The sequence below is a fragment of the Klebsiella sp. NPDC088457 genome (genome assembly GCF_044900465.1).
Classification (GTDB): Bacteria; Pseudomonadota; Gammaproteobacteria; order Enterobacterales; family Enterobacteriaceae; genus Klebsiella.
The window spans coordinates 36575-61122 of record NZ_JBJDNH010000016.1 but is presented as its reverse complement, the minus strand read 5'-3'; the positions used below and the strand labels follow the sequence as shown (position 1 = coordinate 61122).

The window sequence follows — 24548 nt, the reverse complement described above, 5'->3', positions numbered from 1 at the left end:
TTTAACTCCGTACATCACTCAATGCAAGGAACCAGGCAACCGGCTTGATGTACGTCCGGGACACGGGATGTCGTAACATCCCGGCCTGATTCGAAAATCTTTTATAATTTTTACCCTGAACATTTCACCTTGCAGCGAATAAGCCGCAAACGGAAACAGAACGAGTACTACGCACGCAGTTTGACGTCGATAGCGTCCTGGGTACGGGTATTGCGCTGGGATTCATGGCTATGCTGACGGCCTGAAACATCAAGGACTTCCTGGTTATTGACCAGTTCACCGAGGGTGATGTTATTCAGGAAGCCGGTCAGACGCTCGCTCAGGTCGCGCCATAGCGCGTGGGTCAGACACTTATCGCCGCCCTGGCATCCGCCTTTACCCTGACAGCGGGTGGCGTCAACCGATTCGTCTACCGCGCTGATCACTTCGCCTACGGCGATACTGCCAGCTTCTTTACCTAACAAATAACCGCCGCCTGGGCCACGCACGCTGGATACCAGACCGTTTTTACGCAGACGGGAAAACAGCTGTTCCAGATAGGACAGCGAGATCCCCTGACGTTCAGAAATATCAGCCAACGGAACCGGGCCCGATTCAGAGTTGAGCGCGACGTCCAGCATCGCGGTCACAGCATAACGCCCTTTAGATGTCAGTCTCATGTCTTACTTAACCTCAAACTCGCCCCTGCCCGGGCTTTTTATTAATATGGGGTATTGCATAGCAGGGCCAAGTCTGACATTCCCGAGTAATTTGGTCAACTATTTACTTGACTGTTTTAGTCAGGTATTTAACCATCTGTGCCCTATCGCATTATCGCGCCGCAAGTCCCGCTCTGCGGGGCTTTGCCGCCCTCTGTCCGTTCACCGCTCGCGGCGGCGGAAACCCAAAAGGCGGCGAAACAGCGCCAGGAAGGAACCTTAGTCTTTGTTTTTCTGCGGCTGTTCAATCGACGCCAGCATGCCGCGCAGGATATTGAGCTCCTGGCTTTCCGGGCGCGCGCGGGTAAACAGGCGGCGCAGTTTATTCATCACCTGCCCGGGATGGTTGGCACGGATAAAGCCGGTAGCGAGCAGGGTTTGCTCAAGGTGGCCGTAAAAGCGCTCTAAGTCATCCACCAGCGGATACGGCGTCTCTTCGTGCTCCACCGCCGCTTCGTTCTGCTCCTGCGTCGCCAGCCAGGCCATACGCACTTCGTAGGCGATAACCTGCACCGCCATCGCCAGGTTCAGCGAGCTGTATTCCGGGTTGGCGGCGATAGCGACATGGTAGTGGCATTTCTGCAGTTCATCGTTGGTCAGCCCGACGCGTTCGCGGCCAAACACCAGCGCCACCGGCGCATGCTGCCCTTCCGCCACGCTCTTCAGGCCGCACTCGCGCGGGTCAAGCATCGGCCACGGTAGCGTACGCGAACGCGCACTGGTCCCCACCACCAGACTGCAACCAGCCAGCGCCTCGTCGAGGGTGTCGACGATCTGCGCGTTGCCGATCACATCGCTGGCGCCCGCTGCCAGCGCGATAGCCTGCGAATCAGGTTTGACTAACGGATTCACCAGCCACAGGTTGGTTAACCCCATGGTTTTCATGGCCCGGGCAACGGAACCCATATTTCCAGTATGTGATGTTTCTACCAGTACGATTCGAATATTTTGTAGCATTATGGTTCTTCGGCTAAAGATTATTCGCGCATGCTATCATAAAACGGAGACATAAGCAGATTTCGCTGTTACTATGTGCGCCGTTTTTTCCCGTTCTTTAACATCCAGTGAGAGAGACCGATGCATCCGATGCTGAACATCGCCGTGCGCGCAGCGCGCAAGGCGGGTAATTTAATTGCCAAGCACTACGAAACCCCAGACTCCGTAGAAACGAGCCAGAAAGGCAGCAATGACTTTGTGACCAACGTCGATAAAGCAGCTGAAGCGCTGATTATCGAAACCATTCGCAAATCTTACCCGCAGCACACCATCATCACCGAAGAAAGCGGTGAACACGCAGGTGAAGATCAGGATGTTCAATGGGTTATCGATCCACTGGATGGCACTACCAACTTTGTTAAACGCCTGCCACACTTCTCCGTATCCATCGCCGTACGCATCAAAGGCCGTACCGAAGTGGCTGTGGTTTACGACCCAATGCGTAACGAACTGTTCACCGCGACCCGCGGCCAGGGCGCGCAGCTGAACGGCTATCGTCTGCGCGGCAGCAACGCTCGCGATCTGGATGGCACCATTCTGGCGACCGGCTTCCCGTTCAAAGCAAAACAGCACGCGACGGCATACATGAATATTCTCGGTAAGCTGTTTACCGAGTGCGCTGATTTCCGCCGCACCGGTTCTGCCGCTCTGGATCTGGCTTACGTGGCCGCTGGCCGCGTTGATGGTTATTTTGAAATCGCGCTGAAACCGTGGGATTTCGCAGCAGGTGAACTGATTGCTCGTGAAGCGGGCGCGCTGGTCTGCGACTTCACCGGCGGCCATAACTACATGCACACCGGCAACATCGTTGCAGGTAACCCGCGCGTCGTGAAAGCCATGCTGGCGAATATGCGCGACGAACTGAGCGAAGCGCTGAAGCGTTAATCTCTCCTCTCGCCCCGGTTCACGGGGCGAGATATCTTCTCAAAACGGCCGTAATCCCCTGCCGACCGGCACCGCGCTGCTCCACATCACCGCCGCCGCAGCGACTAAAATCAGCCCCCCCGCCAGCGCCAGAGTCGCCCAGCCAACCTGTTGCCATAACGGCGGCGTCTTATTGCCGCAGAGCTTAACCGCCAGTTGCCGAAAACCGTGCACCAGCAGCGCCAGCCCGCAGATTGTCAACGAGGTGCCCGCCGCCATCGCCAGCGCCGCCGCCATTCCCCAGTTGAAGACGCCGATCACTTTACTGAACAGCAGGACCATGAGCGCCCCGGAGCAGGGCCGCATCCCCATAGAAAGGACGATGACCAGCCGCGCGCGCCAGTCATCGCCGCCCTGTAGCTGCTCCGGCGCGGGCATATGCTGATGCCCGCAGCCGCAATGAGCATGATGGACGTGGTGCGGAGTAAAGGCGATGAACGTCGGACGTCGTAACGCCGTCCGCAGTTTTTTCAGCGCCCGCCAGCACAGAAGCAAGCCCAGCGCCCCCACCAGCAGATAGCTCCCCTTCTCCAGCCAGAAACTGCTGAGATGCAGCTCCCGGGCGGGCAGTTGCAGGAGGGACAGCACCACCACCACCAGCGCAATCGCTACCAGCCCCTGCAGAAGCGAGGCCGCCAGCGTCAGGGCGATGCTTGATTTAAGCTTTGTCGGATGCGTCGCCAGCCAGGTGGTAATCACCACTTTGCCATGCCCCGGCCCCAGCGCGTGCAGCACCCCATAGACAAAACTGAAGGCCAGCAGCGAAAATCCGGCCGCCGTCGGGTTTTCCGCAACCGCTTTCAGCAGATGGCTCAGCTCAAGATTCAGATCCCGCTGCCAGACGGCACTTTGCAGCATCACCCGAGGCCAGGCCTGCCATAGCCACCATCCTGCCGCTATCGCCAGCAGTAAAAAAAGCGCCAGCGGCCACAGCTGACGCAGACGCGAAACGCGTGTGGCGGGAGAGAAAATTACTGACATGTCAGCGTTACCTTCTGCGCAAAATAGGTTCCCAGTTCCATATCCTCCGGCGGCGCGTCGGCTTTATCGAGAGACTGGGCAAAAGCGGCCATTTTTTCATTCGGCTCCGGCGTGACCACCTTGACCTTACATCCCGCCTGCAGCCCGGCGGGCAGCGAGAAATCGCCCGCTTTGTCATAGTGCATATCGACGTAATAGGTCGGGTCAAATGTCGATAACGTCAGCGTTTGTCCGGCCAGCGGCTGAGGCTTTGCCAGCGGCAGGGTAAACGTCAGCACCGCCTGGTGCCCCTCGCGTTCGAGGCCATAGCCAGCGGGCCGGTTGTCAAACTTCACCCGCTGACCGTTATGCCAAAGCTCGCTGAAGTAATGCTGGCCAAGCACGTTGGCCATCACTTCCGCCGCCAGCTTTTTCCACACCTCATCGCCGGGCTGTGCATTCCCCGCATCGTAGAGCAGATCCGCGGAGGTGATCTCATCCATAGTCCAGCGCATTTTAAAACCGGTGAGCAGTCCGTTATCCGCCACCGCTTGCGTTTTCAGGCTGATGAAGCTATGCGGGTGCGCTAGCACGCTAAATGATAAAACCATGAAAAATGCCGCACTGGTGCATTGTTTCACTCTCTTCATCCGTTCCTCACGTGAAAAATTCTGTGAACTTAGCCTGCAATCCTGACGTAAAGGGGGCGAACGGCCCTGATCTCCACGCATCCATTGGCTATTCTTAGCGAAAACCCTAACTGGAACTTACCAGATGATGACCGTCATTGAACCACCATCTGCGCTTTCCAGTCCACAGCGCCGTAGCCAGGTTCTCCTGATGTTTTATCTGCCCGGGCAGCCCGTTACGCCCGAGCGGCTGAGCCACATCAACCTTGTTGATGAAGCAACGGCCCGGCAAGATATCGCGGAGACGGGACGCGAAATCCAGCGTTACCACCGATTGACGCTCTCGTCGCAGGTGGACGGCAGCTATCGGATTGAAGGTGCCGTGATCGATCAACGCCTGTGCCTGCTGCACGGCCTGCGGCGAGCGCTGCGCTTATGCCCGCATTTTATTCATCACCATTTTACGCCCGCATTAAAAACGCAGCTTAAACTGCAGGGCATCGCGCGGACGTTGTATGACGATACAAATCTGCAGGCGCTGGTCAACCGCTGCGCGCGGATGCTCAACCGGCAATTTGACTGTCGGGACATTCATTTCCTGCGCCTGTATCTGCAATACTGCCTGTTGCAGCACCACCTCGGGCTGACGCCGGACTTCACCGCGGAACAACAGCGCTGGGCGCAACAAGCGGCGGAGTTCACTCTTGCTCAGGAGATTGTGCGCCACTGGCAACGCCGGGTCTCATCGCCGCCGCACGCCGGCGAGCAGCTGTTTCTGACGCTGCTGTTTATGCTGCTGAAAACCCCGGATCCTATTCGCGATGGCCACCACCAGGACCGACGGCTGCATCTGGCTATCGCCCGCCTGATTCATCGCTTCCAGGATCTGGCCGGTCGCCCGTTCAGCGACGATCGGGGGCTCAGCGATCAGCTCTATATCCATCTGTCACAGGCGCTCAATCGTAGCGTTTTTGCCATCGGTATCGATAACGCGCTATCGGAAGAGATAAGCCGTCTCTATCCGCGCCTGATGCGCACCACCCAGGCGGCGCTGGGCGAGTTTGAAGCGGCCTATGGGATCCGGTTTAATCAGGAGGAGGTGGGACTGATTGCGGTGATTTTCGGCGCCTGGCTGATGCAGAAAACCGATCTGCATGAAAAACAGGTGGTGTTGCTTACCCACGATAATCCCGACCTTGAACAGGCCCTTGAGCTGCAGCTACGCGAGCTGACCCTCCTGCCGCTGAATATTAAATACCAGAGCGTACATGCCTTTCAGAGGGAAGGGGCCCCGAAAGGGGTGGCGCTGGTGGTCACGCCCTATGCCACCGCATTGCCGCTGTTTTCGCCGCCGCTGTTTCATGCTGAAGAGGCGTTCAGCGATCATCAACGGCAGCATATTTGTAAAATGCTTGAGGATTAGGCGACCGCTTTCGGCCGCAGCACCAGCGCCGGGAGCGCCACCAGCGCCATCACCCAAAATACGCCCTGATGGAGGTGCTGGTAGAGGAAACCGGCAAAGACCGTCATCACCGCAATACTGCCGCCCATCGCCACGGCGGAATAGACCGCCTGCAGACGAATCACCTCGCTCCCCTGACGGGCTGAAATATAGCGCATCGCCGCCAGGTGGCAGACCGTGAAGGTCCCGCAGTGCAGAATCTGCGCGACGATAAGCCACGGCAGCGCCGTGGTCGCGCCCATCAGCGTCCAGCGAATCAGACCACACACCGCAGAAAGCAGCAGCAGATCGCGGGCGCTAAAGCGGCTAAACACTTTTTTACTCAACGCAAAGATAGCCACTTCCGCCACCACGCCCAGCGACCACAGGTAGCCCACCGCAGAGGCGGAGTAGCCGGCTTCCTGCCAGTAAATGGCGCTGAAGCCGTAGTAGGCGGCGTGCGCGCCCTGCAACAAGCAGACGCAGGCGAGAAAGCGCCAGCTTTGGCGCACCAGCCGCAGCCACGCCGCAAGCCCGGCGCCTTCATGATGGCGGGATTCGCCCTGCGGCATCACCGACGGCTTCAGCAACATGCCCAGCAGCATGGAGGCAACCCCCAGACTGAGCATCAGCAGAATCGCCCGATAATCAAATAGGCTGACCAGCTTGCCGGTGAGCGCCGAGCCGATAACAAACGCCACCGATCCCCACAGACGTACGCGCCCGTAGTCCATGGTGATCTGTTTTTGCCAGGTATTCGCCAGCGCATCGGTCAGCGGCACCAGAGGGGAGAAAAAGAGGTTGAAGCCGACGATCACGACGGTCAGCCAGGCGACGTGGTTACCGGCCCAGAAGGCCAGAGCAAACAGCAGCACCAGCAGCGCCAGAATCCGCAAGGCGGAAATCAGCCGGGCGGGATCGCTCACCCGCGGGGCGATCAACAGGCTGCCGAGAAAACGGGCCACCAGCCCGGCGCCCAGCAGCATGCCGATGGTTTCCGGCGTTAAGCCGGTACCTGCCAGCCACACGCTCCAGAAAGGTAGAAAAATTCCGTAGCTAAAAAAGTAGGTGAAGTAACTCAGCGCCAGCCAGCGCGTGGATTGCAAGACCATGATTCCCTCCCGAATGGAATCGCTAGTCTGGCGATAAAGCGCGAAGGCCGCAAGGTGAAGTTATACCTGCCCGTTTCCGGGCAGGTCAGACTCAAGGAACGTAGACCTGCAATGTCATTTGTTGACGCATACTTTCTCCGGTGGAGATCAGGGTTAGCTGGCCAAACTCAGAACGGTGGTGATCGTCCGGCGCATGGCTCATCGGCTCAATACAGAAAAAATCAAATGCATAGCCCCGATCAAATTCGGGATCAGAAACGAAAATAAAGTAGCAGGGAGCTGGTGGCTCAGTGGTCAATGACAACCGATATCCGAGCTCCGGCTGGTCAATCGTCGCTCTTCCGTCCCAGCCGGAGAAGGCGTTATTCACCCAGCGTTGCGGCAGCGGCGAAGGATGATTAAAGTCGAGCTCAGGCGGTATCTGAGACTGAAACTCCCCGGCCAGCCATTGCTCTCTTTCCAGCCAGTAGCCGTTCGCATCGGCCTGCAATTTCGTTTGCGGCGTTAATGGAAAATAGGGATGCCAGCCCAGACCAAACGGCAGTGTGGCCTCGCTTTCATTCGTCACCACCAGTTCCACCATCAGCGCGTTGCCCGTTAAGGTAAAATGCTGCTGCGCGGTATAGTGGTATACCCCCTGTCGATGAACATACTCTAATGTGAGCTGCGTCGGCGACTGTGCCAATCCATGCCAGACATTCAACCAACCGTCGCCATGGAGATAATGGTCATCCCATGCAACGTTAGGATGAAGCTGATATTCCCCTGCCGCTGAAGAGAAACGATTACCGCTGACGCGATTGCCGAACGGAACTAACGGAAAGCAGGAAGACTCCACCGCGACACCGCTTTGTAAGCCGGTGCGTAACAGCGGAAGCGCCAGCCCTTCATGCTGCCACCACAGGCCTTCAATGACGCCACCGCAATCCGCAACCTTCAACTGCAGTTCACCATTGTTCAAGGTATAAAGCGCCATTCTACCTCCTTAATCGGGAAAATTAATCACCACTTTGCCGCATTTCCCACTCGCCATTAGTGCGTACGCCTCTCCCGCCTGCTCCAGCTAAAAACGATGGGTGATGGCGCTATGCGGCCATAACTTCCAGTCGGTGAGGTCGCGCGCGCACTTTTCCATGTGATACAAACTGGTGACCCAGGAGCCAATGATACGCCGCTGGTGGTGCATCAAATCGGCGCTCACTTCAAACTCAACTTTCCCGGTTTCACCAATGTAAACCACTCGCCCCCAGTCGGCTGAGGACTGAAGCGCCAGCAAGCGGCCCGCAGCATTGCCGGAGCAATCCAGCGCGACATCAGCGCCGCCGTGGGTCAACCCGGCAATTAACGCCGGTAAGTTTTCGGTGGTTGCCAGAAAGCCGTGATCCATGACACCAAGCTGTTTTGCTGTGGCCAGACGATCCGGTAGCATATCGGCACCGATTACACGCTTCGCGCCCCGCCCTTTCGCCAGCATCATCGCCATCATGCCGACGGGCCCCAGCCCCACGACCAACACGTTATCACTGCCGGAAACCTCCCCGCGCAAAATTCCCTCATATGCGGTTCCCACACCACAGCTGATAAAGGCGCCATCTTCATAGCTCAGCGCGTCCGGCAGGTGAATCAGATCTTTCTCTTCCGCCAGCAGATACTCCGCATGCCCGCCGTCACGCTGCCAGCCATAGGCTGCTTTACCCTCTCCGGTACAAGAGATTGGGAATCCACGACGGCAATTGGCGCAAAAACCGCAGCCTGAAATATGGTATACAAGTACCCGATCGCCAGCTTTAAAATGCCGGCAGCCGGCCCCCGTCGCCACGATTTGCCCACAGGGCTCATGACCATTGATAAAACCCTGGTATAGCGGTTTATCTGGCGCAGCAGCAGTCGCGCGGTGCTGATGATAGATATAATGCACATCGCTGCCGCAAATACCTGAAGACTTCATTTTTATTAAAACCTGGTTAATCCCCGGAGTGGGTATCGTCACTTCTCTGAGCTCAACGCTCGAATTTCCTGGTAAATATGCAGCCAACATCGTTTTCATAATTCCCTCTGGATTCAGTAATGAAGATTAATTTTTAATTTTACTGTTACGCTGAGTCAGTAATATATTCGCTAATACGGCCACCACGATAATTACTCCGCGAACGACCTGCTGGAAAAACGAGTTAATTCCCAGCAATACCAGGCCATTGCCAATCAGCGTAATCACCAGTACGCCTAATAGCGTGCCAAATAAAGAACCACGGCCTCCAGAAAGCGCTGTTCCGCCAACCACCACTGCTGCGATGACATCAAACTCCAGACCATTGGCTGCTCCGGCATTGCCCGATCCGAGGCGCGCGGCGAGAAGGATGCCGGTAATCGCCGCCAGTAATCCGGATAGGGTAAAAATCAAAATACGAACTCGCTTAACGTTAATACCGCAAAGCTGGGCCGCAGTCGCATTGCCGCCGATAGCAAAAACGGAGCGACCAAATGCGGTCTTACGACTGATAAAGACAAAGATCAGAAACAGTAGCAACATGATCAATGCGGAGATCGGGATACCCATAAATTGACCGCCCAGCCAGTCCAGGACGTCATTTTCATCGATCGGCACCGGCAGGGCATTCGTCATGAATAAGCCCATTCCTCGCAATGCACTCCACAGACCTAAGGTTGCGACAAAGCTTGGGACATTAAATATGCCGCGCAAAACCCCGGCGAGAGTCCCGAGGATCGCGCCAAGCCCTAAAACCAGCAGGCAGGCAACGGCAAGCGGTACCTGAAACTGTAGCAGGAATGCCAGGCAGACAGAGATAAACGCCACCATTGGCCCAACGCTGACATCAATTTCGCCAGAAATAATAATAAGCGTCATTGCCCATGCGGCAATACCAATGGTCGCGGCATCGCGCAGCACATTCATTTGATTATTTAACGAGATAAAACCGGGAGCATTAAAAGAAAAGACCAGATATAAAATAGCGATGACCACCAGCAGGCCAATGACATTAATATGGCGACTGATGAACTGTTTAACTGCAATATTTTTGCCTTGCGGCAGCGTTATGGATGAGGCAGACATCGGTTAATTCCTCAGTAAACGTTCTGGCTAATGTGTGGATAAAATCGCCGACATTAACTCATCGACGTTAACCGGTGCGAAAAACTCACGGGTAAATGTGCCATTTTGCAGCAGTAATATACGGTCACACACTAAGGGCAATTCCTCGACCTCACTGGAAATAAATATCACGCTTTTTCCTTCAGCAGCCAGTTCCCGTACAATACGGTAAATCTGCTGTTTGGCCTCGATATCCACTCCACGTGTCGGTTCATCAAGTAACAAAATGTCGCTTCCGGCATAAACCCAACGGCCAATAACGACCTTTTGCTGATTGCCACCGGATAATGTCCCGACCGGAGTCTGCGTGCTCGCCGCCTTCACCGTCATACGTTCCATGACCGAAGCGGTCATCTGCTGGATGCGCTGCCAGTTCAATATTCCGCGTCGACTGACATTATGCCGGTTAGTCATCACCGTATTTTCATCAACGCCCAGAAGAGGAATAATACCCGCTTCTTTGCGATTTTCCGGCGTATAGCCAATGCCGCCTTTCAGCATATTGCTATATTCAGGGCGGGTGATACGCCTGTCATTTAGCGTAATATCACCGTCAACAAACGTCTCCAGCCCGACAATCGCCTTAAGTAATTCGCTCCGTCCCGATCCTAATAACCCAGCGATCCCCAGCACTTCACCACGATGCAAAGTAAAACTAATGTCTTCTAACTTCGGCGGATGTCTGAGCCGTTCAACATGCAGAACGGGAATCGTTAACGGCATTGCAGGCGTCACCTGAGGTAAATCAATATGCTCACGGCCCAACATCAACGACACGATTTCCCGGGTTGTCGTACTGTTCAGCTCGACATCGCCCGCGATCTGACCATCACGCATGATCGTGGCGCATGAGGCTATGCGCCGGATCTCTTCCATTCGATGGCTAACGTAAATAACCGCGACGCCTAGCGCAGAGATCCTTTTAACCGCGCTGATGACCAGGTCCACTTCAGTGCTGGCGAGCGAGCTGGTAGGTTCATCCAGGATGACGACCCGCGGCTCGCCCGCCATCACCCGGGCAATTTCAACCAGCTGCTTTTGCGCCGGACTCAGCGTATCAACCACGGCATCAGACGGAATATCAACGCCCAGCATTTCCAGGGCTACCTCGGCTTGTTTGCGCATTTGCGCCCGATCAATCATGCCGCCACAACGCGGCCATTGACCCAGGCAAAGATTCTCCGCAACCGTCAATCCTTCAACCAAACTCAGTTCCTGATATACCGCCCTGACGCCTAGCTCCGCCGCCCGACGGGTAAGCGTCGCTTCATTGCCCTCCAGTCGGGTATCCCCTAGCCACACCTCGCCGCTATCAGGACTTTCGCTACCGGTTAACATCCTGATTAAGGTCGATTTTCCAGCCCCATTTTTACCAAGTAGCGCCCGAACTTCACCCTGGGACAGGGTGAAATTGACATTATCCAGCGCCACGACGCCGGGGTAACGTTTATTTCCCCCGGTGATTCTCGCCACCGGCACCCGCATTTTTTCTGCTACCGTCATACAATCGCTACCTCAAGTCGTCGAGCGTGGGCATTAAGGTAAACCGTCAACATGGGCCGCCAACCACTGCTTTCCGTCTTCTGCTTTCATGTAGGAATCGATATCAACCGGAATAATTTTGTTAGCCGGTGGCTGTTTATTAATGACATTAATTGTTTGGGTAAAAACGGCATTGCCCATTTTCTTGCCAGAAATATCCACAACGCCTTTCAGGACCTGATGATTTTCCAGCTCCTGGGCAATTTCAGTCGTCATATCGGCACCAAAAACGGCAATTTTCCCAGCCTGATTTTGGTTGCGTACCGCTTTGACTGCCCCTAACGTCGCCCCGCCGGATTCCCCCATAATGGCGTCCAGACCTGATGATGAGATAATGAGTTTTTCACCGACTGAAATCGCTTTATCCAGAATGGTACCTTCCTGATTCGCCACGATCTGCATCCCCGGCAGACGAGCCTTCAACGCCTGTTCAAAACCTTTTCTCCGCTGCACGCATACTTCGAACGCTTCACAGTTGATCACCGCGATTCTCGGCGCATTGATATTGTTGGCAATAAAGTAATCTGCCGCGATATCGCCCAACTTTTTGCCAAATGCAAGCGGGTCCCCACCAGATAAGCGGCGACATATTTATCCACCCCTTTCTGATTAATGCAGGTGTTGTAGCAAATCACCGGAATGCTCGCCTCACTGGCGCGACGAATAGCGCGACTGCTGCCGTTTTCAGAAACGGCGGATAAAATGATAGCGTCGACGTTGCGCGCTACCAGCGTATCGATAAACGAGCTCTCTTTGGAAATGTCCCCTTGAGCGTTGGTTTCAATCAGTTGGATCCTGGACTGCGATGCTTTGGCCGCATCCTGAACCCCCTGACGTACGCCGGCATAATAGCCTTGAGTATCAAGGTAAATCGCCCCGACGGTGAGCGCTTTCTCTGCGCTATAGCCTGGGAATGAAAAACTTAATAACGTTAACAATAACCATGATACGAGGGAGAAGATTTTACTTTTACACATGTGAGCCTCCTGTAGGGTCAGGCATTTATTGTTGTTTAGGTTCAGCGACAACCAAGGCTCGACGCTGACAAATTTCACATATTCTAAACATCTCGCTTCGAGCGGCGGGTCAGGCCGCTCAAAAATTACAGTTAACGCTCTTTAGTTAATCAGGTGCAGAACAAAGGGCATAACCTGACGGAATAACGCCGCCTTAGCCCATGCCGGATTTAACAAATCCAGCCTGGCTATCGCTTGTTCATATCCCGCGCCGTCGCCTAGACCAGCCGCCGCCAGAGCCCGGATAAAAAGACACTTCTCCTGATGCTGCTGCTGGATATTCGCGTACAGCGAGAGGAGATCGGGCTGTGAGACGGCGAAGAAATCCGCCTCAATTTGCGCTATCTCCATATGCTGAGACCAGTTCAGCATTTCGCTAAAAATCCGTTCACTGGCCTGGACATCGCCAAGCATGCGTAACGCGACACCTTGCCAGAAGAGATAATCCACGGGCTGATCGTTGTAGTAACTGTGCACATTGATAGACCGATCGCCCATTGCGGCCTTGCGGAAATAGTCCGTCGCCTGCGCCATTTCGCTTTGCTGCCGGGCGCAGATGCCGAGCCAGAACCAGATATCGTTATCCGTCTGTCCAGGCAAACGACCTTCACTCAGATTTTCCGGGTAATGCAGGGCGGATAGAAGCAGCGTCGTGGCTTCTCCTGGTCGTTGTTGACCGATCAACTGCCAGGCGCGAAGCAGATGGTTGATGATAAACTGACTGGTGATTTTGCCTTCTCCCCCTTCCCAGGGATGAAACTTACGCTGGGACAGGATCTCTGCCGCCTGCTCGGTTTTTCCTGCCAGATGCCAAAGATGCAGCAGTTCCGCCGTCAAATCATCTCGCTTGAGCGCACATGCGAGACGGCTTTCCAGGCGGGAAAGCCGTTTTTCCGCCTGTTCACCGACCAGCTTATCCAGCAAATCCCGTTCAAACAGCAGGCGGGCATCTTCAGGCTGCAAGGCACAAGCCTTATCCAGATATTGTGCGGCGAGGCGCGAGTCGCCTTGTTTATTCCACGCATGAATCGCCAGCCCACGCCAGGCGTCCGCAAAGTCAGGGGCCATTTCGACGCACCGCTGCCACAACGCGGTCGCTTTTGCATAATCGCGGCGGTTGTAATGGAAGCAGGCAAGCAGATGGCGGGCAAAATAGCACTCCGCTACGCTTTCCAGGGCCGCGACCTCAACGAGCGTATTGGGAAAACGAACAAAACTGGGGAATGCGTCGCGAGCCCGACTCAACAACGCGGCACGCTCATCGCCGTCGCTCAGACTGGCCTGTAAATAGAGCGGCAGCGTTTTCTGACAACCGAGATGGGTCAACACGCTTTTTGCACGTGCATCCATCCCCCAACTTAACAACAGTCCGGCCGTCAGGAGTGCGTTAATATCCCGCGACTGGCAGAGTGTCTTCCAACGTTCAAAATCGGCTTCAGCCCCGGTAATTTCCGCCTTCAGCCACCACAGCGTAGGATTGAGCGGATATGAGTTAAGCAACGAATCACTCTGTTGCAGCGCCGCAGCACGGCGCCCAAGCAGAAGCAGCAGGCATGTTTCGAGACAGAGCACATCCTGGTTGGTTGGGCAGGCCCTCAGACTCTGCTGGCAAAAATCCAGCGCCTCATCGTAGCGGCCTTTTCTCGCCGCCAGACGAGCAAGACCGTAGAATCCCCCCGCTTTACTATTACCACTCCATACCGAGCGCCAAAAATCCTCCTGCGCCTCATGCCACTGCCGCATCTGCTCTCTGGCGCTGGCGCGGATCATGCTGGCCTGTCCACATTGCGGATTTTTATTCAAACGGTGCGCACGTGATAGCGCCCGGGTTGCGTAATCAACCGCCTTTGGGTAGTTCGCCCGGTTGTATTCCAGCATTGCCAGCGCGAGGTTACAGCGATAATCCTCAGGATCCAGCGCAACGCCACGCAGGTAATAGTCAAAAGGGGAACGACTGGCATGGTGATACTGTTCCAGGTGCTGCCCGATAAACCATGCCTCATCGACGCTTAAAATCTCGTCAGCGCTTAACGGCGCACTCGCCACCTCCGGCAGCGGCATCTCCTGCGGCTGATGCTCCTGATAATGCAAAACCCGGTTTCCATCGCTATCCAGCAGCTCGATTGTCAGACGTGGAGAATCGACCACCGCCAGCGTTCCTTGGGCGACGGCGCACGGCGTCAGTTCAACCGCTTCATCAAGCAGCGGCTGCGGATTCCCCTCTTCACAGATAGTCAAACGGTGCGCGCGAAGAGGCGCAATGGCATAAACTCCCCAGTCGATCTTCCCATCGTTGCGCTCAAGCTTAATAACCGCATCACGCGAGGCATTTTGTACCATCCCTAAGGAGTGGTAAGGCAGGAAATACTGTTCGAATCGTTTCTCTTCAAACGGATCGAGCCAGGTAAAATCTGGTTGGTTATCGGCATAAATACCGGTCATCAGCTCAATATAGGGCCCATTTTTATCGGTGAGATTTTTATCCCACGCCTGACCAAATTCGCTGTAGCCCCAGCTCCACTGTTTTTTACCCGGTGCAATATGGTGATCGGCAACGTGCAGCAGGCCACCGTTTTCATCATGACTCCAGGCGCCGACAAAATCGTATTCTGACTTCTCCGCCATATAAGAAGTGGGAACCGGCACATTTTTATAACGTGATATATCGACGCCGGTAGAGTAGTCCACCTTGTAATAGGTTCCGGTTGCGATCGGAAAAGCCGAGACGGCCCGTTTGCCATGATCAAATACGGCGGTGACGTCCGGTGGAAATACGCTTTGATGTCCTTCGCCGCCCTTCACTGCCGGATTCGCCCACCATAAAAAGTGGCGCGGCGTCGCATTACTGTTGTAGACCCGGCTGCCAATCTCCAGCGCGGCGCGTTCAGGGCGAAGCGTAAAGCCGGTCATCACCTGTAGTCCGTGCATCGGCTCCGTTTCGCCAACCCAAACGGTTTTCGAGCCATCATCATTTTCTACTAGCGAGAAATCCACCGGCATATAGGTGGTCGGGCGGTGATGTTGCGGCCAGTTAAACTCAATCCCGCCGGAGATCCACGGGCCAAGCAGGCCAACCAGTGCCGGTTTGATCACCTCATTGTGATAAACAAAATCGCGCTGTCTGGTTTTATCCCATGCCCGATGTACGCGCCCGCCGAGCTGCGGCAGGATCATAATCTTGAGATAGTCATTTTCAAGCCACACCGCCTGCCAGGCCTTCAGCGTCTTCTCCTCACCAAGCGTATCCGTTACGCCGTAGGGGTACACCGAGCCAGAGGAACCCTGATAAACCCGATTCTCAAGAAACATTGGATGAATATCCTGAACGCCGGTTTCATAAGTTGGAATATGGACTGTTTCCTGCCACACGTTTACTGAACTCATAATGCCCTCAAAGTTAACAAGACATACTGATTTGAAATTATGTGGGCAGTTTAATAGACAAGATCAGGTAGTTTATGCACAATAATCACGCAATATAGTTAACAAGGTTTACTTTTATGAAAGCCTGCATTAACAACCAGCAAATACGCCATTACAATAAAGGCGTGCTCCTTGAATATCTGTACCGCCAAAAACGGGCGAGCAAATCCACGCTTGCCCGGCTGGCACAAATTTCGATTCCTGCCGTCAGCAATATTCTTCAGGAGCTGGAAGCAGAAGGCAGAGTAATTAACGTTCAGGACGAACACCTGACCCGCGGCCACAGTAGCGGATCGTGGCTTATTGCCCCCGAGGGCGACTGGACGCTCTGCATGAATATCACGCCAACCAGTATCGAGTGTCAGCTAGGCAATGCCTGCCTGAGTCCCAAGGGAGATCTTGAATACCACGCCATCGACGCCCCCTCTCCCAAAGCATTACTTTCCGCTATTGAAAAATACTGGCACCAGTTCCGTAAAAATTGGCCCAATCGCAAAATCAATCTGGCGCTGGCAGTACATGGCCAGGTCGATGCGGGAACTGGCGTATCGCAGACCATGCCGCAAGCGCCGTGGAAACAGCCGGTGGAAATGAAGTACCTGCTGGAGGAGAAACTCAACGTCAGGGTCATGGTCGACAATGACTGCGTCATGCTTGCTCTGGCGGAAAAATGGCAGAATGACGGACATCAACAAGATTTTTGCGTTATCAATGTCGATTACGGGATTGGTTCATCGTTTGTCATCAACGATCAGGTCTGGCGCGGTAGCCTCTACGGTAGCGGACAAATAGGACACACCATTATTAATCCCGATGGGATTGCCTGCGACTGCGGACGCTACGGCTGCCTCGAAACGGTGGCGTCACTGAGCGCATTAAAAAAACAGGCCAGAATTTGGCTCAAAGTGCAGCCGGACATCGCCGGTAATCCTGAAGAACTCACCACACAGGGGCTGATAGAAAAATGGCGTCAGGGAGACTTGCGTCTACAAAACTGGGTAGAAGATTCCGCACATGCCATTGGCCTGAGCCTCTATAATTTCCTTAACATACTCAATATTAACCAGATTTTACTATATGGCCGCAGTTGTGCTTTTGGTGAGACATGGTTAAATACCATTATCAGACAAACGGGGTTTAACCCTTTCGATCACCATGACACACCGCGTACCAGAGCCACGCAGATTGGCTTTGGACAATTGAGCCGTCAGCAACAGCTGCTGGGCATTGGTTATCTGTATGTTGAAGAGCAACTGCAGACACTGAGTGGATAGCGGCAGGGACGTGGCGAAGAGCAAAAATGTGTATTACGTTTAAATCACTCATCTTCACAACGGATTGATTATGAACACGCTACGCTATTTTGACTTTGGCTCCTCCCGCCCGGTTCTGCTGTTGATCGCCCGTATTGCCGTGGTACTGCTGTTTATTCTGTTTGGGTACCCCAAACTGCTGGGCTTTAGCGGCACGGTACAGTACATGGCCTCCTCCGGCGCACCGCTTCCGACACTCTCGGCCATTATTGCTGTGCTGATGGAGGTTCCGGCGGCTATCCTGATTATTCTCGGCTTTTTCACCCGCCCGCTGGCGGTGATTTTTATCTTTTACACGATTGGTACCGCGATCATCGGCCACCATTACTGGGACATGACCGGCGATGCGGTGATGCCGAATATGATTAACTTCTACAAAAATATCAGTATTGCCGGGGCGTTCCTGCTGCTGGCGATAACCGGGCCGGGATCGATCTCCCTCGACCGCCGCTAAACGCAGAACCCTGGACGTAAAAAAGGCCGCATTTGCGGCCTTTTTCTTTACGCTGCGTAGCGATGCGTCAGGCATAAACCGGGAAACGTGCGCAGATATCCAGCACTTTACCCTTCACGCGTTCGATAACCGCTTCATCGTTAATGCTGTCCAGCACGTCACACATCCAGCCAGCCAGCTCTTTCACTTCGGCTTCTTTGAAACCGCGACGGGTGACCGCAGGGGTACCGATACGCACGCCGGAAGTCACAAACGGGCTCTTCGGATCGTTCGGCACGCTGTTTTTATTCACGGTGATGTTTGCCCGACCCAGCGCCGCGTCAGCTTCTTTACCGGTCAGGTTCTTATCAACCAGATCCAGCAGGAACAGGTGGTTGTCAGTCCCGCCGGAAACCACGTTGTAACCACGGTTCAGGAATACTTCCACCATCGCTTTGGCGTTTTTCGCAACCTGCTGCTGGTAGGTTTTGAACTCCGGCTCCATCGCTTCTTTCAGCGCCACGGCTTTACCCGCGATAACGTGCATCAGCGGGCCTCCCTGGGCGCCAGGGAAGACGGCAGAGTTCAGTTTTTTGTACAGCTCTTCGCTACCGCCTTTCGCCAGGATCAGGCCGCCGCGCGGACCCGCCAGGGTTTTATGAGTCGTGGTGGTCACAACGTGAGCATGCGGAACCGGGTTCGGATACACGCCAGCGGCGATCAGGCCGGCAACGTGAGCCATATCAACGAACAGGTAAGCGCCGATGCTGTCAGCGATTTCACGCATTTTCGCCCAGTCAACCACGCCAGAGTATGCGGAGAAGCCGCCGATGATCATCTTCGGCTTGTGCTCTTTTGCCTGTTTTTCCAGATCAGCGTAATCGATATGGCCGGTCTCATCGATACCGTAAGGCACGATGTTATACAGTTTACCGGAGAAGTTAACCGGAGAACCGTGAGTCAGGTGGCCGCCGTGCGCCAGGTTCATCCCCAGCACGGTATCGCCCGGCTCCAGCAGCGTGGTGTAGACCGCGAAGTTAGCCTGGGAGCCTGAGTGCGGCTGGACGTTGGCGTAGTCAGCGCCAAACAGCGCTTTTGCACGGTCGATAGCCAGTTGCTCAACGACATCAACGTATTCGCAACCGCCGTAGTAGCGCTTGCCCGGATAACCTTCGGCGTATTTGTTGGTCAGCTGAGAACCCTGTGCCTGCATAACGCGCGGACTGGTGTAGTTCTCGGAGGCGATCAGTTCGATGTGCTCTTCCTGACGTACTTTTTCCTGCTCCATAGCCTGCCACAGTTCGGCATCATAATCGGCAATGTTCATTTCACGCTTTAACATCCGCATCTCCTGCTCAGCTAACAATAGATTACAGCTCTAAAAGGGGGCCTTTTTGGGCGACGGCCCACAGTATAACTGAATCGTTGTGTGATAACAGGTCTTGACAAAGGATTTTACGCAAACGATTGGCTCCGCATGACACAAGGCTTTGAGCAATAACGCATCAGCGATTATCAACGGATTTCTTTTCAGGTTTGTGATGCAAATTATTCATGTTGTTACCGTCTGCGGGAAAAGCGTTAAAGAACCATTTACAGTGCAGGGTTATTTTTATAAGATGCATATAAAATACATCATTAAGATAATGCTAAAGGAAGCTGCTATGCTCGACGCTCAAACCATCGCTACGGTCAAAGCCACTATTCCCCTGCTTGTTGAAACCGGTCCGAAGCTGACTGCCCATTTTTACGATCGCATGTTTACGCATAACCCGGAGCTCAAAGAGATCTTCAACATGAGTAACCAGCGTAACGGCGACCAGCGCGAAGCACTGTTTAACGCCATTGCCGCCTACGCCAGCAATATCGAGAATCTGCCGGCCCTGCTGCCGGCGGTGGAGAAAATCGCCCAGAAGCACACCAGCTTCCAGATCCAGCCGGAACAGTACAACATCGTCGGCGGCCATCTGCTGGCGACCCTCGACGAAATGTTCAGCCCGGGCCAGGAAGTCCTCGACGCATGGGGCAAAGCCTACGGCGTGCTGGCGAACGTCTTTATCAACCGTGAGTCTGAGATCTACCGCGATAACGCCAGCAAGACCGGCGGCTGGGAAGGTACCCGCGCGTTCCGTATCGTCCGGAAAACTCCGCGCAGCGCGCTGATTACCAGTTTTGACATGGAGCCGGTAGACGGCCAAGCGGTGGCGGATTACCAGCCGGGCCAGTATCTGGCTATCTGGCTGAAGCCGGAAGGATTTGAGTATCAGGAGATTCGTCAGTATTCACTGACCCGTAAGCCGGACGGCAAAGGTTACCGCATCGCGGTGAAACGCGAAAACGGCGGCCAGGTGTCCAGCTGGCTGCACAATACATCGCGTGAAGGCGATATTGTGCATCTGGCGGCGCCGGCGGGTGATTTCTTCCTCGCGGTCGAGCCAGAAACGCCGGTTACGCTGCTTTCCGGCGGCGTTGGCCAGACGCCGATGCTGGCAATGCTGGACACGCTGGCAAAAGCGCAGCATCCGGCCCAGGTAAACTGGTTCCACGCGGCGGAGAATGGCGATGTTCACGCCTTTGCCGATGAAGTCGCCACGCTCGGCGCCAGCCTGCCGAAATTTGCTTCCCACGTCTGGTATCGCACGCCGACGGCAGCAGACCGCCAGGCAGAACGGTTCAATAGCGAAGGTCTGATGGATTTATCGGCGCTGGCCGACACGCTGCGTGACCCGCAGATGCGGTTTTATCTCTGCGGCCCGGTGGCCTTTATGCAACATGCGGCGCAACAGCTGGTGGCGCAGGGCATCAGCACCGACCATATCCATTACGAATGCTTCGGCCCGCATAAGGTGCTGTGATGAAATAACCCGGATGCGACGCATCATATCGTCATCCGGGCGAATCCCCGGCCGCACGACGCTGGCCGGAGAACGGGGCGTTGACGCTGCGGCTTAAATCGCCTCGTCGTCCTCTTCACCGGTGCGGATACGAATAACGCGCGCCACGTCGAAGACGAAGATTTTACCATCACCGATTTTGCCGGTCTGCGCCGTACGGATAATGGTATCGACGCAGGTATCGACGATATCGTCAGTCACTACAATTTCGATTTTCACTTTCGGCAGAAAATCCACCATGTATTCCGCGCCGCGGTACAGCTCGGTATGGCCTTTCTGACGGCCAAAGCCCTTCACTTCCGTTACCGTCATCCCGGTGATACCGACTTCCGCCAGCGCTTCACGCACGTCATCCAGTTTGAAAGGTTTAATAATCGCATCAATCTTTTTCATGGTGTTCCTGTCTTTATCGCGTAACCGGTTGCTTACCGTATCATAACTTGCGTCATGCTGCGGAGCTACTCTTTAAAGTCGTTGGCGTCGAGCTCATGGCGCGACAGCAACTTATAGAATTCAGTCCGGTTGCGCCCGGCCATCCGCGCCGCATGCGTCACATTACCTTTGGTAATTTGCAGCAGCTTGCGCAGATAGTTGAGCTCAAACTGATTACGCGCTTCGACGAAGGTCGGCAGCGCGGTATTTTCCCCTTCCAGCGCCTGTTCAACCAGCGCATCGCTGATCACCGCCGAGGAGGTCAGCGCCACGCACTGCTCAATCACGTTCACCAGCTGGCGCACGTTCCCGGGCCATTTGGCGGCCATCAGCCGTTTCAGCGCATCGGTTGAAAACGCCCGGACAAACGGCTTATGCCGATCGGCGGACTGGCGCAGCAGGTGGTTAGCCAGCAGCGGAATATCCTCAGCCCGCTCGGTCAACGGCGGGATCTTCAGGTTCACCACGTTGAGGCGGTAGAACAGATCTTCACGAAACTCGCCGCGGGCCATCGCTTTCGGCAGATCGCGATGGGTTGCCGAGATAATGCGGACATCGATATCGATATCACGGTTACTGCCCAACGGACGGACCTTACGCTCCTGCAAAACCCGCAGCAGTTTCACCTGCAACGCCAGCGGCATATCGCCGATCTCGTCAAGGAACAGCGTCCCTCCCTCAGCAGCCTGGAACAACCCTTCCCGATTACTGACCGCACCGGTAAACGCCCCGCGGGCATGGCCAAAGAGTTCGGACTCCAGCAGTTGCTCCGGCAGCGCGCCACAGTTGATGGCGATAAAAGGTTTGTCATGGCGGGGGCTGGCGTTGTGAATCGCCTGGGCGACGATCTCTTTGCCGGTACCGCTCTGGCCGTTGATCAGCACGCTGACATCCGACTGCGCCACCATCCCGGCCTGTTCCAGCAGGCGCTGCATCAGCGGATTGCGGGTCACAATCGCCTGCCGCCAGCGCTCATCGGTCGTCGGCGCGCTATGTTCCAGCGCATCATCAATGGCTTTATACAGCGCGTCTTTGTCCACCGGTTTGGTCAGAAAGCTAAACACCCCCTGCTGGGTGGCGGCGACCGCATCAGGAATGGAGCCGTGAGCGGTCAGAATGATCACCGGCATTCCCGGCTGCACCTTCTGGATTTCGCTGAACAGCTGCAGGCCGTCCATTTCATCCATCCGTAAATCGCTGACCACCAGATCAACTTTATCACGCCCAAGGAGACGCAGCGCCTCCGGGCCGCTTTCAGCGGTGACGACGCTATAACCTTCGCTGGTCAGACGCATGCCCAGCAGTTTTAACAGGCCGGGATCGTCATCCACCAGCAGCAGATGCGCAGATTTACGGATCGTCATGAATCACCTCTGGAACTTTATCGCCGCCGTGACCGCCATCGCTATTAAAATTGCCCCCCGGTTTACGGCTGGAAAGCTGGCGTTCAATATCGGTCAGGTTTTCCAGCTTGCGGGTCGTCAGCTCCAGCTGGCTGCGCAGTTGCTCTTCCTGCTGGCGCAACGTTTCGCGTTCGACGTCGCTGGACTGCTGTAACTTCGCATAGCGGGAACGTTCCTCCACCAGCTGAAGCTGGCGGTTTTGACCTTCACGCCACAGCTGATACAGCGGGCGGACCTGCACGGCGATTTGCGGGCTGAAGGAATCCAGGCGTGAAACCAGATCGCGGCGCTCGTCCGGGGTAATCCTGGCGTCTGCCAGCAAAATGCCGCGTTTAAACGCATCCTGCCAGCTGTCGCCGCCGTGCAGTTTGGCCTCCGCGCGCGCCTGCACCGGCGCCAGACGATCCGCGCAATCAATCCCGCGCAGCCAGTACAGCGGATTTTTATCGCTGGCTTCACTTTCCAGCGACCAGATATCGCTACAGTCGACGGAGAGAAAATCCGCAACCTGATGCTGCGGCAGTTCAGGTTGTGCTTTGTCATTTGCGCTGTGCGGCGAAAAAGCGGCGGAACAGCCCGCCAGCGCCAGACACGACATACCGGACAACAGCCATCCTTTGAAAGCACGAACCACTACGAAAAAGTGGGACATATTCACCCATTATTGATTCATGTGTTGGTTTTTCCCGGCTCAGCGGCGGGTAGCGTTATGCGGAAACAGATAAACCCGGGCTCATCATCTTCCAGGCTTAATTCTCCCTGCATTTGTCGAACGCAGTCCCGGGCAATACTTAGACCCAGGCCGCTTCCTTTTACTGCCCCTTTACGCTGATGGCTTCCCTGATAAAAAGGCTCAAAAATCATCTTTTTTTCCGCAGGCGGTATTGGCTCGCCGCGGTTAATCACCTCGATGCGGACCTGCTCGCCGTGCCGGTAGCTATGAATACGAATGTTACCGGATTCAGCCCCATAGTGCACCGCATTGGAATAGAGATTATCCATCACGCTGATCAATAGCGCCGGTTCCGCCAGGCAGCTGCCTTCGGCCAGCTGAATATCGGTATGCATCATTTTAGCGCGTGCGGGCAAACTGTGAGCCGCCACCACGTTTTCGACCAGTTCAGCGATATCGACCGTCTCACGAGGAACCGGGCCATCCGCCTGCTTGCGGTTATAATCGAGCAGTTGCTCAATCAGTTTTTGTAGATTGCGGCTACTGCTATCGAGAATCTCGACAATCTCCCGCTGCCCGGCGGTTAACGGTCCGGCGACGCAATCGGCCAGCAGCTCCGTACCTTCGCGCATACTGGCGAGCGGCGTTTTAAGCTCGTGGGAAAGATGGCGCAAAAACTGATGGCGCTGCGATTCCAGCCAGGCCAGGCGTTCGCTGAGCCAGATAATACGCTCGCCGACCGAGCGAAGTTCACGCGGGCCGGTGAACAGCGCCGCGTTATCCAGCGACTTCCCTTGCCCCAGCCGGTTAATCATCTTCTCGATCCCCTTTACCGGGCCGATAATCATCCGGGTGAATAGCAGCACCAGCGCCAGACTGAGCAAAAACAGCACCAGCGCCTGCCAGCCGAAGAACTGCCCGCGCTCGGCAATTTCCTGCTGCAGCTGCTGTCCGCGGGAATAGACTACCGTGCGGGTGGCCTGCACCATCTCGCTGTTCGCGGCGGCAAAAGCTTCAAGGCTGGCCCCCGATGTCGCATCAGGACTGCTGTTTTGACAGCGGATCTGCGCTAAATCGCTCAGTTCCTGCCTCAGCGCCTGCCAGATTTTTTCGTCCGGCAGCACCCCGGCATGGGCTTCCAGCATTTCGCTGTAGCGTTTGCGCTGATTCTGGTAAACCTTCGCCAGCGTCGGATCGTCCAGCACGCAGTACTGCCGGTAGCTTCGCTCCATTTCCAGCGAGGCGTTAACCATCGCCTCGCTGCGTCGGGCGTCGACCAGCGTCGTGCGATTGATATGCGCGGCCTGGGCGCTGAGCGCATTCAGGCTCTGCCAGGCTTGCCAGGCCAGCACCAGCAGCGGTAGCAGAATCAGTACAAAGGATAATGTGACCAGCTGGCGCAGCGAACGGGGAAAAAGAGAGATACGCTTCAAGGATAGGGTCTCAATCATTAGCTTAATGACGATGCTAACTGAGGACGCCGCAGAGTAACAGAGACAATCAGCCGATCTGCCGCGCGAAGACGACAAATCTCGCGGATAAAACAA

The 24548-nt window shown here is 55.3% G+C and carries 19 protein-coding genes and 2 pseudogenes; 5 read left to right on the top strand and 16 right to left on the bottom strand.

Going from position 1 to position 24548, the window contains the following annotated elements:
- Positions 1-167: 167 nt before the first annotated feature.
- Together iscR and trmJ are read right to left on the bottom strand one after the other, a co-directional pair.
- On the bottom strand, positions 168-659 hold the full coding sequence (iscR, locus tag ACI2JR_RS12295) for a Fe-S cluster assembly transcriptional regulator IscR (RefSeq protein WP_132726089.1): 492 nt from the start codon (positions 657-659) through the stop codon (positions 168-170).
- A 258-nt stretch (positions 660-917) separates the two neighbouring features.
- Positions 918-1655, bottom strand: coding sequence for a tRNA (cytosine(32)/uridine(32)-2'-O)-methyltransferase TrmJ (gene trmJ, locus ACI2JR_RS12290; RefSeq protein ID WP_132726091.1), 738 nt, complete (start codon positions 1653-1655; stop codon positions 918-920).
- Between the two features lie 120 nt (positions 1656-1775).
- Between trmJ and suhB the strand changes: the two genes are divergently transcribed.
- On the top strand, positions 1776-2579 hold the full coding sequence (gene suhB, locus ACI2JR_RS12285) for an inositol-1-monophosphatase (RefSeq protein ID WP_004866394.1): 804 nt from the start codon (positions 1776-1778) through the stop codon (positions 2577-2579).
- A 39-nt stretch (positions 2580-2618) separates the two neighbouring features.
- On the opposite strand, the gene ACI2JR_RS12280 is transcribed toward suhB, so the two are convergent.
- Positions 2619-3599, bottom strand: a complete 981-nt coding sequence (locus tag ACI2JR_RS12280; protein ID WP_462478663.1) for a nickel/cobalt transporter — start codon at positions 3597-3599, stop codon at positions 2619-2621.
- A complete protein-coding gene (locus ACI2JR_RS12275; RefSeq protein ID WP_132726096.1) occupies positions 3590-4228 on the bottom strand; it encodes a DUF1007 family protein in 639 nt (212 codons plus the stop codon). The genes ACI2JR_RS12280 and ACI2JR_RS12275 overlap by 10 nt, the downstream gene beginning before the upstream one ends.
- Before the next feature lie 124 nt (positions 4229-4352).
- On the opposite strand from ACI2JR_RS12275, the gene csiE reads away from it, so the two are divergent.
- Entirely contained in the window at positions 4353-5630 is a 1278-nt protein-coding gene (gene csiE, locus ACI2JR_RS12270) for a stationary phase inducible protein CsiE (protein WP_132726099.1), read from the top strand.
- Here csiE and ACI2JR_RS12265 read toward each other — a convergent pair.
- The 7 genes and pseudogenes from ACI2JR_RS12265 to ACI2JR_RS12235 all read right to left on the bottom strand — a co-directional run bounded on the left by ACI2JR_RS12265 (position 5627) and on the right by ACI2JR_RS12235 (position 15814).
- The gene (locus ACI2JR_RS12265) at positions 5627-6760 is read right to left on the bottom strand and encodes a 3-phenylpropionate MFS transporter (protein WP_132726101.1); all 1134 of its coding nucleotides are present in this window, start codon (positions 6758-6760) and stop codon (positions 5627-5629) included. The genes csiE and ACI2JR_RS12265 overlap by 4 nt on opposite strands.
- A 91-nt stretch (positions 6761-6851) precedes the next feature.
- On the bottom strand, positions 6852-7736 hold the full coding sequence (locus ACI2JR_RS12260) for an aldose 1-epimerase (protein WP_462478662.1): 885 nt from the start codon (positions 7734-7736) through the stop codon (positions 6852-6854).
- Positions 7737-7745: 9 nt separating this feature from the next.
- Positions 7746-8807: pseudogene (locus ACI2JR_RS12255) on the bottom strand (zinc-binding dehydrogenase).
- 27 nt (positions 8808-8834) lie between these two features.
- On the bottom strand, positions 8835-9833 hold the full coding sequence (locus ACI2JR_RS12250) for an ABC transporter permease (protein WP_462478661.1): 999 nt from the start codon (positions 9831-9833) through the stop codon (positions 8835-8837).
- Between the two features lie 27 nt (positions 9834-9860).
- Positions 9861-11357: a sugar ABC transporter ATP-binding protein gene (locus ACI2JR_RS12245; RefSeq protein WP_207896584.1), complete on the bottom strand. Its 1497-nt coding sequence runs from the start codon at positions 11355-11357 to the stop codon at positions 9861-9863.
- A 51-nt stretch (positions 11358-11408) separates the two neighbouring features.
- Positions 11409-12391: pseudogene (locus ACI2JR_RS12240) on the bottom strand (substrate-binding domain-containing protein).
- Positions 12392-12532: 141 nt separating this feature from the next.
- Positions 12533-15814: a DUF5107 domain-containing protein gene (locus ACI2JR_RS12235; protein WP_462478660.1), complete on the bottom strand. Its 3282-nt coding sequence runs from the start codon at positions 15812-15814 to the stop codon at positions 12533-12535.
- 116 nt (positions 15815-15930) lie between these two features.
- Here ACI2JR_RS12235 and ACI2JR_RS12230 point away from each other — a divergent pair, with 116 nt between their 5' ends.
- A complete protein-coding gene (locus ACI2JR_RS12230; protein WP_462478659.1) occupies positions 15931-17127 on the top strand; it encodes an ROK family protein in 1197 nt (398 codons plus the stop codon).
- A gap of 70 nt (positions 17128-17197) precedes the next feature.
- On the top strand, positions 17198-17620 hold the full coding sequence (locus tag ACI2JR_RS12225; RefSeq protein WP_132726118.1) for a DoxX family protein: 423 nt from the start codon (positions 17198-17200) through the stop codon (positions 17618-17620).
- Between the two features lie 67 nt (positions 17621-17687).
- On the opposite strand, the gene glyA is transcribed toward ACI2JR_RS12225, so the two are convergent.
- Positions 17688-18941 carry a serine hydroxymethyltransferase gene (gene glyA / locus ACI2JR_RS12220; RefSeq protein WP_462478658.1) on the bottom strand — a complete coding sequence of 418 codons (1254 nt, stop codon included), beginning with the start codon at positions 18939-18941 and terminating at the stop codon, positions 17688-17690.
- 322 nt (positions 18942-19263) lie between these two features.
- On the opposite strand from glyA, the gene hmpA reads away from it, so the two are divergent.
- Positions 19264-20454, top strand: coding sequence for an NO-inducible flavohemoprotein (gene hmpA / locus ACI2JR_RS12215; protein ID WP_462478657.1), 1191 nt, complete (start codon positions 19264-19266; stop codon positions 20452-20454).
- A 93-nt stretch (positions 20455-20547) separates the two neighbouring features.
- On the opposite strand, the gene glnB is transcribed toward hmpA, so the two are convergent.
- The 4 genes from glnB to ACI2JR_RS12195 all read right to left on the bottom strand — a co-directional run bounded on the left by glnB (position 20548) and on the right by ACI2JR_RS12195 (position 24434).
- Positions 20548-20886 (bottom strand): nitrogen regulatory protein P-II, encoded by a 339-nt coding sequence (gene glnB / locus ACI2JR_RS12210; protein ID WP_041146740.1) that lies wholly within the window; start codon positions 20884-20886, stop codon positions 20548-20550.
- Between the two features lie 65 nt (positions 20887-20951).
- Positions 20952-22289 (bottom strand): two-component system response regulator GlrR, encoded by a 1338-nt coding sequence (glrR, locus tag ACI2JR_RS12205; RefSeq protein ID WP_462478656.1) that lies wholly within the window; start codon positions 22287-22289, stop codon positions 20952-20954.
- Positions 22276-22980, bottom strand: coding sequence for a two-component system QseEF-associated lipoprotein QseG (gene qseG, locus ACI2JR_RS12200; protein ID WP_132726128.1), 705 nt, complete (start codon positions 22978-22980; stop codon positions 22276-22278). Before qseG ends, glrR begins: the two co-directional genes overlap by 14 nt.
- Before the next feature lie 17 nt (positions 22981-22997).
- Positions 22998-24434, bottom strand: coding sequence for a sensor histidine kinase (locus tag ACI2JR_RS12195; RefSeq protein ID WP_462478655.1), 1437 nt, complete (start codon positions 24432-24434; stop codon positions 22998-23000).
- Positions 24435-24548 lie beyond the last annotated feature (114 nt).

What these genes read in the sequence shown, in the direction of transcription:
- iscR (WP_132726089.1), bottom strand. Translation starts at nt 659, where the DNA reads ATGAGACTGACATCTAAAGGGCGTTATGCTGTGACCGCGATGCTGGAC.
- trmJ (WP_132726091.1), bottom strand. Translation starts at nt 1,655, where the DNA reads ATGCTACAAAATATTCGAATCGTACTGGTAGAAACATCACATACTGGA.
- suhB (WP_004866394.1), top strand. Translation starts at nt 1,776, where the DNA reads ATGCATCCGATGCTGAACATCGCCGTGCGCGCAGCGCGCAAGGCGGGT.
- ACI2JR_RS12280 (WP_462478663.1), bottom strand. Translation starts at nt 3,599, where the DNA reads ATGTCAGTAATTTTCTCTCCCGCCACACGCGTTTCGCGTCTGCGTCAG.
- ACI2JR_RS12275 (WP_132726096.1), bottom strand. Translation starts at nt 4,228, where the DNA reads ATGAAGAGAGTGAAACAATGCACCAGTGCGGCATTTTTCATGGTTTTA.
- csiE (WP_132726099.1), top strand. Translation starts at nt 4,353, where the DNA reads ATGATGACCGTCATTGAACCACCATCTGCGCTTTCCAGTCCACAGCGC.
- ACI2JR_RS12265 (WP_132726101.1), bottom strand. Translation starts at nt 6,760, where the DNA reads ATGGTCTTGCAATCCACGCGCTGGCTGGCGCTGAGTTACTTCACCTAC.
- ACI2JR_RS12260 (WP_462478662.1), bottom strand. Translation starts at nt 7,736, where the DNA reads ATGGCGCTTTATACCTTGAACAATGGTGAACTGCAGTTGAAGGTTGCG.
- ACI2JR_RS12250 (WP_462478661.1), bottom strand. Translation starts at nt 9,833, where the DNA reads ATGTCTGCCTCATCCATAACGCTGCCGCAAGGCAAAAATATTGCAGTT.
- ACI2JR_RS12245 (WP_207896584.1), bottom strand. Translation starts at nt 11,357, where the DNA reads ATGCGGGTGCCGGTGGCGAGAATCACCGGGGGAAATAAACGTTACCCC.
- ACI2JR_RS12235 (WP_462478660.1), bottom strand. Translation starts at nt 15,814, where the DNA reads ATGAGTTCAGTAAACGTGTGGCAGGAAACAGTCCATATTCCAACTTAT.
- ACI2JR_RS12230 (WP_462478659.1), top strand. Translation starts at nt 15,931, where the DNA reads ATGAAAGCCTGCATTAACAACCAGCAAATACGCCATTACAATAAAGGC.
- ACI2JR_RS12225 (WP_132726118.1), top strand. Translation starts at nt 17,198, where the DNA reads ATGAACACGCTACGCTATTTTGACTTTGGCTCCTCCCGCCCGGTTCTG.
- glyA (WP_462478658.1), bottom strand. Translation starts at nt 18,941, where the DNA reads ATGTTAAAGCGTGAAATGAACATTGCCGATTATGATGCCGAACTGTGG.
- hmpA (WP_462478657.1), top strand. Translation starts at nt 19,264, where the DNA reads ATGCTCGACGCTCAAACCATCGCTACGGTCAAAGCCACTATTCCCCTG.
- glnB (WP_041146740.1), bottom strand. Translation starts at nt 20,886, where the DNA reads ATGAAAAAGATTGATGCGATTATTAAACCTTTCAAACTGGATGACGTG.
- glrR (WP_462478656.1), bottom strand. Translation starts at nt 22,289, where the DNA reads ATGACGATCCGTAAATCTGCGCATCTGCTGCTGGTGGATGACGATCCC.
- qseG (WP_132726128.1), bottom strand. Translation starts at nt 22,980, where the DNA reads ATGTCCCACTTTTTCGTAGTGGTTCGTGCTTTCAAAGGATGGCTGTTG.